At 47.0% G+C, this 9,061-nt stretch carries 21 protein-coding genes; 8 read left to right on the forward strand and 13 right to left on the reverse strand.

Features of this window, described 5'->3' with window-relative positions; translation table 11 throughout:
* Positions 1–45: 45 nt before the first annotated feature.
* The 3 genes from H6F86_RS20965 to H6F86_RS20975 all read left to right on the forward strand — a co-directional run bounded on the left by H6F86_RS20965 (position 46) and on the right by H6F86_RS20975 (position 2,189).
* Positions 46–423 carry a hypothetical protein gene (locus H6F86_RS20965; protein WP_190450719.1) on the forward strand — a complete coding sequence of 126 codons (378 nt, stop codon included), beginning with the start codon at positions 46–48 and terminating at the stop codon, positions 421–423.
* A gap of 1 nt (position 424) precedes the next feature.
* Complete coding sequence (locus H6F86_RS20970) at positions 425–880, forward strand: hypothetical protein (RefSeq protein WP_190450723.1); 456 nt, start codon at positions 425–427, stop codon at positions 878–880.
* Positions 881–1,217: 337 nt separating this feature from the next.
* A complete protein-coding gene (locus H6F86_RS20975) occupies positions 1,218–2,189 on the forward strand; it encodes a helix-turn-helix domain-containing protein (RefSeq protein WP_190450724.1) in 972 nt (323 codons plus the stop codon).
* 408 nt (positions 2,190–2,597) lie between these two features.
* Here H6F86_RS20975 and H6F86_RS20980 read toward each other — a convergent pair whose 3' ends face one another.
* Genes H6F86_RS20980 through H6F86_RS21030 form a run of 11 tightly spaced genes read right to left on the reverse strand, consistent with a single transcriptional unit; the run spans position 2,598 to position 6,377 of the window.
* The gene (locus tag H6F86_RS20980) at positions 2,598–2,849 is read right to left on the reverse strand and encodes a hypothetical protein (protein ID WP_190450726.1); all 252 of its coding nucleotides are present in this window, start codon (positions 2,847–2,849) and stop codon (positions 2,598–2,600) included.
* A gap of 47 nt (positions 2,850–2,896) precedes the next feature.
* A complete protein-coding gene (locus tag H6F86_RS20985; protein ID WP_190450734.1) occupies positions 2,897–3,304 on the reverse strand; it encodes a low affinity iron permease family protein in 408 nt (135 codons plus the stop codon).
* A gap of 60 nt (positions 3,305–3,364) precedes the next feature.
* A complete protein-coding gene (locus H6F86_RS20990) occupies positions 3,365–3,994 on the reverse strand; it encodes a hypothetical protein (RefSeq protein ID WP_190450736.1) in 630 nt (209 codons plus the stop codon).
* On the reverse strand, positions 3,991–4,692 hold the full coding sequence (locus tag H6F86_RS20995; RefSeq protein WP_190450738.1) for a hypothetical protein: 702 nt from the start codon (positions 4,690–4,692) through the stop codon (positions 3,991–3,993). The genes H6F86_RS20990 and H6F86_RS20995 overlap by 4 nt, the downstream gene beginning before the upstream one ends.
* Positions 4,689–4,859 carry a hypothetical protein gene (locus H6F86_RS21000; RefSeq protein WP_190450741.1) on the reverse strand — a complete coding sequence of 57 codons (171 nt, stop codon included), beginning with the start codon at positions 4,857–4,859 and terminating at the stop codon, positions 4,689–4,691. Before H6F86_RS21000 ends, H6F86_RS20995 begins: the two co-directional genes overlap by 4 nt.
* The gene (locus H6F86_RS21005; RefSeq protein ID WP_190450743.1) at positions 4,856–5,059 is read right to left on the reverse strand and encodes a hypothetical protein; all 204 of its coding nucleotides are present in this window, start codon (positions 5,057–5,059) and stop codon (positions 4,856–4,858) included. Before H6F86_RS21005 ends, H6F86_RS21000 begins: the two co-directional genes overlap by 4 nt.
* On the reverse strand, positions 5,056–5,280 hold the full coding sequence (locus H6F86_RS21010; protein WP_190450744.1) for a hypothetical protein: 225 nt from the start codon (positions 5,278–5,280) through the stop codon (positions 5,056–5,058). Before H6F86_RS21010 ends, H6F86_RS21005 begins: the two co-directional genes overlap by 4 nt.
* Positions 5,277–5,630, reverse strand: coding sequence for a hypothetical protein (locus tag H6F86_RS21015; protein ID WP_190450747.1), 354 nt, complete (start codon positions 5,628–5,630; stop codon positions 5,277–5,279). Before H6F86_RS21015 ends, H6F86_RS21010 begins: the two co-directional genes overlap by 4 nt.
* Positions 5,631–5,632: 2 nt before the next feature.
* Positions 5,633–5,893, reverse strand: coding sequence for a hypothetical protein (locus H6F86_RS21020; protein ID WP_190450749.1), 261 nt, complete (start codon positions 5,891–5,893; stop codon positions 5,633–5,635).
* The gene (locus tag H6F86_RS21025) at positions 5,890–6,141 is read right to left on the reverse strand and encodes a hypothetical protein (protein WP_190450751.1); all 252 of its coding nucleotides are present in this window, start codon (positions 6,139–6,141) and stop codon (positions 5,890–5,892) included. Before H6F86_RS21025 ends, H6F86_RS21020 begins: the two co-directional genes overlap by 4 nt.
* Positions 6,141–6,377, reverse strand: coding sequence for a helix-turn-helix transcriptional regulator (locus tag H6F86_RS21030; RefSeq protein WP_190450754.1), 237 nt, complete (start codon positions 6,375–6,377; stop codon positions 6,141–6,143). The genes H6F86_RS21025 and H6F86_RS21030 overlap by 1 nt, the downstream gene beginning before the upstream one ends.
* Before the next feature lie 91 nt (positions 6,378–6,468).
* On the opposite strand from H6F86_RS21030, the gene H6F86_RS21035 reads away from it, so the two are divergent.
* From H6F86_RS21035 to H6F86_RS21055, 5 genes are read left to right on the forward strand one after another with little or no spacing between them, the layout of a single operon-like run.
* Positions 6,469–6,657, forward strand: a complete 189-nt coding sequence (locus H6F86_RS21035) for a hypothetical protein (protein WP_190450756.1) — start codon at positions 6,469–6,471, stop codon at positions 6,655–6,657.
* On the forward strand, positions 6,654–7,070 hold the full coding sequence (locus tag H6F86_RS21040; protein ID WP_190450759.1) for a hypothetical protein: 417 nt from the start codon (positions 6,654–6,656) through the stop codon (positions 7,068–7,070). Before H6F86_RS21035 ends, H6F86_RS21040 begins: the two co-directional genes overlap by 4 nt.
* Positions 7,071–7,080: 10 nt before the next feature.
* Positions 7,081–7,311 carry a hypothetical protein gene (locus tag H6F86_RS21045; RefSeq protein WP_190450761.1) on the forward strand — a complete coding sequence of 77 codons (231 nt, stop codon included), beginning with the start codon at positions 7,081–7,083 and terminating at the stop codon, positions 7,309–7,311.
* Between the two features lie 2 nt (positions 7,312–7,313).
* Positions 7,314–7,502: a hypothetical protein gene (locus tag H6F86_RS21050; RefSeq protein ID WP_190450764.1), complete on the forward strand. Its 189-nt coding sequence runs from the start codon at positions 7,314–7,316 to the stop codon at positions 7,500–7,502.
* Positions 7,495–7,803, forward strand: a complete 309-nt coding sequence (locus tag H6F86_RS21055) for a hypothetical protein (RefSeq protein WP_190450766.1) — start codon at positions 7,495–7,497, stop codon at positions 7,801–7,803. The genes H6F86_RS21050 and H6F86_RS21055 overlap by 8 nt, the downstream gene beginning before the upstream one ends.
* Positions 7,804–7,868: 65 nt before the next feature.
* On the opposite strand, the gene H6F86_RS21060 is transcribed toward H6F86_RS21055, so the two are convergent.
* Positions 7,869–8,654 (reverse strand): hypothetical protein, encoded by a 786-nt coding sequence (locus H6F86_RS21060; RefSeq protein ID WP_190450768.1) that lies wholly within the window; start codon positions 8,652–8,654, stop codon positions 7,869–7,871.
* The gene (locus H6F86_RS21065; RefSeq protein ID WP_199305394.1) at positions 8,655–8,852 is read right to left on the reverse strand and encodes a helix-turn-helix transcriptional regulator; all 198 of its coding nucleotides are present in this window, start codon (positions 8,850–8,852) and stop codon (positions 8,655–8,657) included.
* Positions 8,853–9,061 lie beyond the last annotated feature (209 nt).

Here is a 9,061-nt window from a genome sequence, read left to right on the forward strand (position 1 = left end):
CGTTGGCTAGAATGGCGATAACAACTACGCTTAAGGTAAATGCGTGTGAGCACAGAGATAGTGGCTAAATCGGCGGACGATCCAAGATCGAGACGTTATCAGGTGGGGTTGCCGCTTGAGACTGAGTTGTTTTATTGCGCTCAAGGCGAATTTATTCGCAATAGTTCAACGACTAGGGCGATGGAGCAGTTTTTGATGGATAGAGCCAAGGCTAGTCAAAATGTCCAAGAACTGCGCGATAGCATCCTGTTTCGCTCTGAGCTGTCGGGGGAGCCGCCTGTTGTTGTGCTGGAAACGTTTTTATTGAAGAACAAATACAACCAAGTGCAAGGCGTAGATGTACCCGCTACAGCAAAAGCCCTTTGCAAGATTTGGGGTCTGTCAACCGATGAAGAATTAGGGAGTGAAGAATCAGAGGTTTAGCATGATTGATCTTGAATTGCAGCAGCGAGATTTTCCTGCTGCTTTTGCCAAAACATACGCAATCAAAATCTACGGATCTAAGCCTTCACCCAATACTTGGCGCAATTGGCGATCGTGGGCAGACATCCCCAAAGGTGCAAAACTGTTTTCCTTTGAGCAAGTTTGCAAGTTAACCGCGATCGCTGTTCTTCGGTCCAAAAACGCTGAAGGCTGTTTGCGCGAGTCTGACATTCACGCGATCGCCTACTCTTTGGAACATCAAGAACAAGTAGCAGCAGTAATTGAGTATTTAGACAATAGCGAGATAGTTGCTGGCAATGATTTAGTTAGAGCTTTAAGCGTTAGAGGTGTGGACATGAGCTTGCCCACACTTTATCGACGTATGCGTGAAATAAACGTTAAGTTCAGCCAGCAAAAAACGTACAAAGTTAATAGATTGGTCACGTTTTTAAGGTGAGAAAAAAAGTATCAGCTATTTTCTCACCTTAAATGGCTGCAATCAATTGCTGGAGCGTGTTTGAGCGTCAGACTATAGGGGTATACCCCTGTTTGAAGCCTGTTTTAGCGATCGGCTCTGTGAGCGGGTTTCAGCGGATGGGGTGACGTGTTTTAGAGGCTCTACTGATTTTAATTATTAGTTGAAACCAAGATTGTGCATAAAAGCGATCGCTATTAACGAGTCGATCGGGCTTTGTTGCTAACGAGTAAAATAGAATAAGCCCCACCTAGATTTGCGGTCATCGGTGAGGCTTCAAAGATATTCAAACTAATGACGTACTTGAGGTAATTTTAGCATGGCTAGACGTGTTCAAGATACGAGACACCAGCCTTTCTGGTGGGTTGCTAATGACGTTGTAGACGATGGGCATATAGCTGCTATGGGTGCTCCTGCTTGGGCTGTCTACTCTGTTATCGTCCGTTACGGGTGCAACTCTAGAGAAGCGTTCCCAAGTATTCAGACATTGATGAAGCTTACTGGCTTAAGCAAGCAAGGAATTATCAACTCAACTAAGAAACTGGTAGAGCTTGGGTACATCTGGAAGAAGCAGGGTGGACCGAAAAAGGGCAGCAACGTTTACAAGTTGCGAGACGTGCGGAAGCCTAAAGCTAGTCAACCTGATAGACCACAGGTAGTCAACGAGGTAGACCAGGGTAGTCAACGTCGTGTACCAGATGTAGTCAACGACGTTGACCCTATAAAGAAAAATAAGATAGCAGAAAGACAAAACAAAGATTTCGCTTCCGCTCTGGAGCCTTGCCCTTTAGGGGCAGGTTCCGACGCTCACGCTCAAGAAGAAAGAAACTCAGATGTTGATGTGGCGAGTCTAAGTCCAGACGATCGCATCGTTTATCAAGCAGCAGAACACCTAGCCAAGTTTTTTAATGGCAGAGTGGAGTTTCTTCAGAAGTCAGAAACTTTTGCTGCGGTGAAAAAGGACGAGCCGATCGCAGAGCTAAAGATGTACGCGCTGCCGTCCGGCGAAAAGTTGGAAATGGCTTGGATTAGCCCCGTATTCCGCTGGCTGCTCGATCGTGGCTACACACCAGAGATTAGCGAATCAGCCACCTTAGATGACGGATTTGAGGTCAAAGAGCCAATGTTTTTCGATCCGGTGTACAAGCACTGGTCGATTTTGGATCTTTCATGGCAGAAATCGAGCCGCAAAGACTTAAGCGATTTCGTTATTGAAAACGTCCATCTGAAAAAGTTGGAGATATTCATCAGAGAGCAGCAACGGCAAAAACTAGCGGAGTGTGCAGCATAGGACAGACACAGCAAAGCCCGACGATCGCGCCATAAATCGTCGGGCTTCCCTTACCCACTTTTCTGGTCACTGGGTAGAATGGCAAAAATCGTGAGGTTAGCCTATGCCTGGACTAATGCAGTGGCGCAGCGCATCATCAACCGATCGCACCAAGATTCTCTGGATACAGGAGCCTGGACAACCGTGGAAACGATATAACGCCTGTTCCATTAGAGTGCCTGACTACAGCCCTGTGAGCGGCATCCAGCATTCAAAGGGCTGAGCAGCTAGTCAACACTACCGCAAGCTTGGCTATGTCCTACTAGCGTCTGACCCTGCTGAGAACCGGGCAGAGGATGCGGAGTTCCAGAAGCCGAAGATGATGCCATTGTCAGGCTTGTCAGAGGAGCAGCGGCGATCGTGGGTGGCTTAAAGTTTGGGGGGTGATTCCATGAACTTTTTGCGTTTGCTCTCAAACTCAGCGTAGGCTTTGTCTCTCGTTGCCATCTCTTCATCGTTTACTGCCAACGTTTTGAGCGCAGTCAGCCCATTGATCGCAGCCTCAAGCGCGAACGCCAAATCTTTCACTTGCTCTGCCGTTCCGTCATCGATCGCGAAAGCGAGATGACCTTGCAATTTATCAACAAGCTTGTTTTGCTTTTGTAGTTGTTCGTTCATCATTTATCTCCAAAATAGTTTGCTAAGACCCTACAACTTCCTCATCTAGGTTAACCGTCAGAATCAGCCCGATCGCACTGGTCTGCTTCCTGCCTCACCTCTTTCAATTCCGCTTCCAGTTCGTCTAGGCGATCGTCGTCATCGTCGTGCAATCCGATCATGGTATTTGGCACTGACGCGATCGCTTTAAGTATTGCCTGCCGTTCGAGTGAAGCGATGCGAGCCTCTCTGTTCTGCGAGTTCTGTACCAGGAACAGCATTAGAAAGGTGATGACTGTCGTTGAGCTGTTGGCAGCAAAGTTCCAACCCTCGTTGAATTGAAAGAACGGACCTGCTGCTAGCCAAAGCAAGGTGACAACGAGAGCGGTGGCGAAGGCGATCGGATCGCCCATCACTTTGGCTGTTCTTTCAGCGACTCTGCGAAAGAGCTTGTTAGTTTTCCGGGTGTTAAATGGCATGGAGCAAAGGGCGTAGTGCGATCGCTCTATCTTGCTAGATGCTGGGCGATCGTGCCACTGCTACGGGTGTTGCTTTAACCTAAAAGCATCAAAATCAAAAGCTTTCCATCCGTGTTTTTTGTACATTGCCTTGATTTGATCGATTGGTAGTAACGGTAAGCCCAAGTCTAAATTGCTTTGATACCATCGATCTCTTGAACTTTCGCCAAACTCAAAATACTTTGAACCACAGCAAACCTGGCAATACAAAACCCAATCAGGATCGTGCTTGCCATTTGCAATCAGCCCAAGCTCTGCTTTTTCTTTCGCCTTATCCCATTCTTCATCTTCATGGTCATGATAGGGACTGGGCAAAATAATATGGTTTTTTGAGACAGGGTAAGCAGTATGAAAAGCAGTTTTAAGCGCTTCTTGATGCTTCTCCCACCGCTTTTGATACAACCATTCTTGAATTCCGTCCCCGTTCAACGCATCAGCCGCGCCAATCAGCGCTTTAACAAAAGCATTGATTTTAAGGTTACCGGATTCATGCAGAGCAAAAAGTTTGTCGTCTACACAACTTGTTAAACTGTCGCGCAACAACCCGAATAGATGTTCGCCTTTTACAGTTACACCTATATCACGGCAGACTGCGGTTAGCTTGCCATCAACCAATACAATCTCAACGGTCAGAGAGTCTAAAGTCTTCATTTAGCAGCCTCAAGTTGAAGGCTAGACGGTTTGAACGCGCAAGAACGATCGGCATAGAAAAGAACTGAATCGCCAGCAGTATCATCAAGTCTATTTGCAGCAGCGTAATTACCCCAACCAACCTCAATCATCATGCTTTCATCGTGATGCCCTGAAGACGGCAGAAAGAAGTCAAGCTCTACCCAGTCAGCGCTTTCAGAAACGTATTCAATGTGGCGTAAATTTGTTTCAACATCAAACTCCCAACCACCCTTGAGATTGGCAACATAACGCACATAAGCGTTATTACGCTCAGACCAGTGACGGAATAGCTCGATCGCTCTAGGAACAAACGCTTTCAGCACGTCCATGTCATCGGGCAGCAAGATCAACTGACCGCAGACCTTAGGGAATTTAACCAACTTACCGTCAACCGTCATCTCGCCAAACGTTAACCCGCTGACGTTGTACTGCTTCTGATATTCATGGACACGATCGCGAAATTCCCAGTAGGAATTAATCTCTAGCAGTCTTTTAGCGCCAATAAACGAGCCAAGCTCACCCATCAAATCAGTTGCAATGCTGTTGGCTGTCTCAATGTCTTGCTCTACAAGCAAAACTGATTGAGGAACTTTCTTTTTGTCCATAAAGCTGTTCACTTCATTTAGACAAATCTGTTCTAATTCTTCAGGGGTGTAGATCTTTTTGTCATCAATCATGGCGTTTGCTCCAGTGTTAATTGCCCTTGCAGTACGTGCCGAACCATTGGCAGTTGCCCATCGCTATACCAGAGGCAGGTACCTCCAGCAGTTAGGTAGGCAGCGGCGATCGGTCTGCCCGTTTCATCGTGCGTCGGTTGTGGTGTGGTGCCGTTGTTGATGGTCATGGCTTCTCCCCAAGTTGTACGAGTGGCACTGAATTGGCGAATACAGCGCCAACCTTGTAGTCAAGTTGCTGCGGATCTTGCTCGTCGATCCAAGTCTCCATCGCTTCACCCGCTGCTCGCCTAGACGAGGATGCGCTGACAGGTACTTTCTCGTTGTCCAGTTTGCGGATGACGTAACCAATGTAAAAGCGTTGAGTCATGGCTTTTGCTCCATTTCAATTAATTTAGTTAGTGTGGCGTGCTCGGCTATAGCAACATCGATCGCCCCTGCATCCGCCGCAAATTTGTAACTCTTGGCAATCTGCCCCTGCCCGAGCCGTCGCTTGGCATATGAGATTTTTAGCTCTAGGTTTTCGAGTTCGCTGAGTGCGCGATCGGCTGTCTCTTGCTGCAAATGTTTCAGGATGGCGATGTCGGTCATGGCTTCACCTCTTCATCTTCAAAATTGTCGTCAGTTCCGATCGGTCGATCGCCCTCTCCTTGCTTAACGCAATAAAAATCGATAATTTGCTCAACAGTGAGGCTTGTTTCGTTTTTGCCTGCTCGGTTGCACGAGACAACACTTTCAGCGCTGTCATCTAGCTGAGATGATGTTCCTTTTGCCTCCACACGCAACAAGCGATCGGGCAGATTTCTCATGCCATCAGCGCCATATTCTTGCTGATAGTATTCCTTAAACTCTTCCAGCGACATTCCGTAGGTTACAGGGGCATCAACAACGGTTGACCATTCCAGATAATGATTTTGCAGCTTGACGATGTATCTTGGCATGGTTATGGCTGTGCCTCTTGCTTTGCAATACGAGCCGCTTTTAGCCAAGCATCACCAGGAGCAGCAATAGTGACAGTGCCATCTCTGTGATCGGTTTTCTTAATGGCACCCCAATAGATGCCGTGCTTCGTCAAACTGCTTGCCCAAATATCTAAAAGTAAGGTGAATTGCTCAATGCTGAATTGCTGCGGGTTGCTGATACTTTGCCAACCGGACAGCAAAGCACCGTCATAAATAGGCTTTGCTCTAAAACGATGGTTCATAGCTTCACCTTCTGGCTTTCTACCTGGGCTAAATCAGTCAGCACAGCTCGCAATGTCGATCGCTCAGTCAACTCTCCACTCAAACGATTAGCAGTGGCATCGATGCTACCCTGCGTCCAGTCCTCTCTACCGTTATCCACCTGTCTTTGTAATTGCTCCAATAGTTTTTGCAGACTGGCAATCTCGCTAAGAATGCGGCGATCGCACTCGCTTAACTTGTGGTTCAACACGTCTTCGATTTTGATCATTAGTCAAATTTCACTCCAAAATCAGTGCCTAAAACCGATTCAATCAGTCGCAGCGTCTCTTCCGGCAAGGTTTGACGTTCCTCTTCAATGCGATACCAATTTTGAGTAGACATACCAGCAGCGGCAGCAATAGCGCTCAATGTGCGGCTATCTGCCTTTCTAGCTGCCTTAATTTTGTCGCCCAAAGCAGGCACCGTTATCTTTTGACTCCGTACAACATCCACGTCTAGTACCATTTCTTTCCTTTAATCTCTCACAATCTACCGACTCGTTCAATATAGCACGTTTTACTTGACACGTGTCACGTGATGAATTACATTTGTAGACATGACAACGACACACCGCAAACCGATGACGCAACGCACCACCGGCGAACTGCTAAGAGCCTGGGAACGCGCCGAGACGCTGACCGCCGACGAGATGGCAACGCTCATCGCAGCCGAGCCTGGAGTGGCAAGAGCGGCGGAACAGGACGCTGAAGACGAAGCAAAACACCAAGCCTTCCTAAACCAATGACCAACGAACAAGCGCTACTGCTTTACAAGTCGCACAGGTCGGCAAAGACAAGTCCCTACTTGCAAGCTTCATCGGTGCAATTTATCCGCACCGAATTGAGAGCGCTAGAAACTATTTACGGGTTCCCCACCATGCAGATAAAGACGATCGCGCCCATCCAAACACCATTAGGCACCGCCGAATACCTCAGCGAATCAGACCCAGACCGCAACGGCATCAGCCAAGTAACAGTGCGCTATCCAAACGGCACTACAGCCACCTACAGCAGCAACGAAGTTGAGTTACGAGAAGTATGGGTAGAACGCACTGTACAGAACGTATGGACGCTAGAAGGGCAGTTAAGCGCGATCGCTGCTGCCAGTGCTAACTCGCACGAACTGGCTGAACAGTACGAAGCTCACAATCTAATTTAGGACTTTAGCCATGAAAAAGCCGCACATCATCACTAGAGAAGACTTCAACGATTTTGTTGTGACACAAGTAATTGCTTCTGATAGCGACTCAGGCAAGCGACTCAGTGCTGTATGGGACATTGACGCTGATATTAATTACTTTCAGCTATTCCGCAAAACAAAAGGCAAGTATGTGCCTGAGAAAAAGTTTGCCGTATTGGATGAGGCGATCGACGCTTACAACGACTTTAAGGGACTTTAACCATGACAACCACATTTTCGCAACAGCAATTTTTAACGGTTTGGGATGGAGAGTTAACTCTTAACTTTCAACAAGTCGCTAGTGTGCGCTGGTATGACGACGAAGCCGATGTGCAAATGGCAAACGGCAAAGAATACAAAATGGAAGGCGAAGACTTCAGCGCACTCAAGCAAGCTTTAACGATTGACTAACCATTCCCTGCTGCCTGCGAACAGCTTGAGCGATCGCACTTTCCCTGTTGATGGCTTGCACCAAGTAAACATTACCCACTGGAGATCTATGCAATTTATCAGAGTCGGCAACCGCGTCATTAACTTAAATGACATCTCACTGGTTGAGATTAAAGAAGAATCTGATTCACCGTACAGCGAAGCTTCATACAGCGTAGTCATGACGACAATCAGAGGCGAAACGATTCTTTTTGATGACCCTACCGAGGTCAAAGCACTACGTCTGTATCTCTACCAAGTCGAAGACATCGTTCAGCCCTAATCCAAATCAAAAGCGATCGCCCTTCCCGCAAAGTCTGGAGCGATCGCCCAGTCAGTAATCCCTTACTAGCCGTATCGGCGCTTTGATTGATTTATTGGCTCTGTTAATGCTTTTTCAGCAGTCCATCCTTTATCAATTCTTGCTTGCAAAGTAGGTCTAGAGATTCCTGTATGCCTACTCCATTCAGCAATGGTTTTGGTTTCCCCTTTGAAAGTTAAAAGCCTTCTAGGTTTCTTTCTACCAATAGAAGAAAAAAGGGTTTGCACAGGAGCTTTCAAGGCTGTTTGAAAATCCCAACCACTTCTTAATCGTTGATAAACCACGCTTGCCGAAATACCAAAAGATTCTGCCCATTCAGAAAGGCATTTGGTTTCCCCATTAATAGTTATCAAGCGATTATTTCTCTTGTTTCTGCCTTGTTCCTTCGCAGTCGCCCATCGGCAATTTTCAGGAGTGTAGTCAGCGTTATTATCAGTGCGGTCAAGACTATATTCAGGGCTAGGGCGATCACCCATATCTGAAACAAAAGCTTCAAAACTATTCAACCAGCGATCGCACACCTTAATACCCCGCCCGCCATATCGTATCCAGTTACCGTAACTGGGGTCATAGCATCTTTTAATCATCAAATCCCAAATAGAATAAAGACGCTTATAGCGAATCCGGAAAGAATCAAAGTTACGACATCTGCGACGTTTCTTAAAACCTTGACGGCTTTCTTTTGTAAAAACAGTTTTGCAAGCTTTGCACTTGTATGCTTGCAATCCGTTTTTCTGCTTGCCGTTTTTCCAAGCGTCAGAAGACTGGCATTGATGGCAAAGTGGTTGCGCCGCTTGAAGAAAAGTTGACATCTAAATCACCTCGTCTTCAAACAGATCATCAGGCTGGCACTCAAACAAATTGCAGAGCTTCGCGACTCTGACAAACATTTTCACGCCATCCCTACTTTTTTCCCAGTTGCGAACAGTTGAAACATCTACGCCTAGCGCCTCTGCTATTTGGCGCTGCGTTAGACCTTTCTCCTCGCGCAGTTTTGCAACTCTAGACACGTAGTTTTCTCCCATGCATTAATTCATAGCATTATCTTAGCATGAGTTTCTTCGCGTGAATTAGTTGACACCGCTAACTTTTTCACACATACTTATAGACATGGTGAGGGGCGGCAGTTCAAACCTGCTTCCGTCAAGCCCGCCTGAGAACACCGCTAACGACACTCACGGACGGGCACCTTACCCCAACCAAATCCGAAGAATTTCAC

The organism is Phormidium sp. FACHB-592, from assembly GCF_014695795.1.
Lineage (GTDB): Bacteria > Cyanobacteriota > Cyanobacteriia > Leptolyngbyales > Leptolyngbyaceae > Stenomitos.

Bases quoted from the DNA above. Each gene is read 5' to 3' on its own strand.
- H6F86_RS20970 (WP_190450723.1), top strand. From the start codon at position 425: ATGATTGATCTTGAATTGCAGCAGCGAGATTTTCCTGCTGCTTTTGCC.
- H6F86_RS20975 (WP_190450724.1), top strand. From the start codon at position 1,218: ATGGCTAGACGTGTTCAAGATACGAGACACCAGCCTTTCTGGTGGGTT.
- H6F86_RS20980 (WP_190450726.1), bottom strand. From the start codon at position 2,849: ATGATGAACGAACAACTACAAAAGCAAAACAAGCTTGTTGATAAATTG.
- H6F86_RS20985 (WP_190450734.1), bottom strand. From the start codon at position 3,304: ATGCCATTTAACACCCGGAAAACTAACAAGCTCTTTCGCAGAGTCGCT.
- H6F86_RS20990 (WP_190450736.1), bottom strand. From the start codon at position 3,994: ATGAAGACTTTAGACTCTCTGACCGTTGAGATTGTATTGGTTGATGGC.
- H6F86_RS20995 (WP_190450738.1), bottom strand. From the start codon at position 4,692: ATGATTGATGACAAAAAGATCTACACCCCTGAAGAATTAGAACAGATT.
- H6F86_RS21000 (WP_190450741.1), bottom strand. From the start codon at position 4,859: ATGACCATCAACAACGGCACCACACCACAACCGACGCACGATGAAACG.
- H6F86_RS21005 (WP_190450743.1), bottom strand. From the start codon at position 5,059: ATGACTCAACGCTTTTACATTGGTTACGTCATCCGCAAACTGGACAAC.
- H6F86_RS21010 (WP_190450744.1), bottom strand. From the start codon at position 5,280: ATGACCGACATCGCCATCCTGAAACATTTGCAGCAAGAGACAGCCGAT.
- H6F86_RS21015 (WP_190450747.1), bottom strand. From the start codon at position 5,630: ATGCCAAGATACATCGTCAAGCTGCAAAATCATTATCTGGAATGGTCA.
- H6F86_RS21020 (WP_190450749.1), bottom strand. From the start codon at position 5,893: ATGAACCATCGTTTTAGAGCAAAGCCTATTTATGACGGTGCTTTGCTG.
- H6F86_RS21025 (WP_190450751.1), bottom strand. From the start codon at position 6,141: ATGATCAAAATCGAAGACGTGTTGAACCACAAGTTAAGCGAGTGCGAT.
- H6F86_RS21030 (WP_190450754.1), bottom strand. From the start codon at position 6,377: ATGGTACTAGACGTGGATGTTGTACGGAGTCAAAAGATAACGGTGCCT.
- H6F86_RS21035 (WP_190450756.1), top strand. From the start codon at position 6,469: ATGACAACGACACACCGCAAACCGATGACGCAACGCACCACCGGCGAA.
- H6F86_RS21040 (WP_190450759.1), top strand. From the start codon at position 6,654: ATGACCAACGAACAAGCGCTACTGCTTTACAAGTCGCACAGGTCGGCA.
- H6F86_RS21045 (WP_190450761.1), top strand. From the start codon at position 7,081: ATGAAAAAGCCGCACATCATCACTAGAGAAGACTTCAACGATTTTGTT.
- H6F86_RS21050 (WP_190450764.1), top strand. From the start codon at position 7,314: ATGACAACCACATTTTCGCAACAGCAATTTTTAACGGTTTGGGATGGA.
- H6F86_RS21060 (WP_190450768.1), bottom strand. From the start codon at position 8,654: ATGTCAACTTTTCTTCAAGCGGCGCAACCACTTTGCCATCAATGCCAG.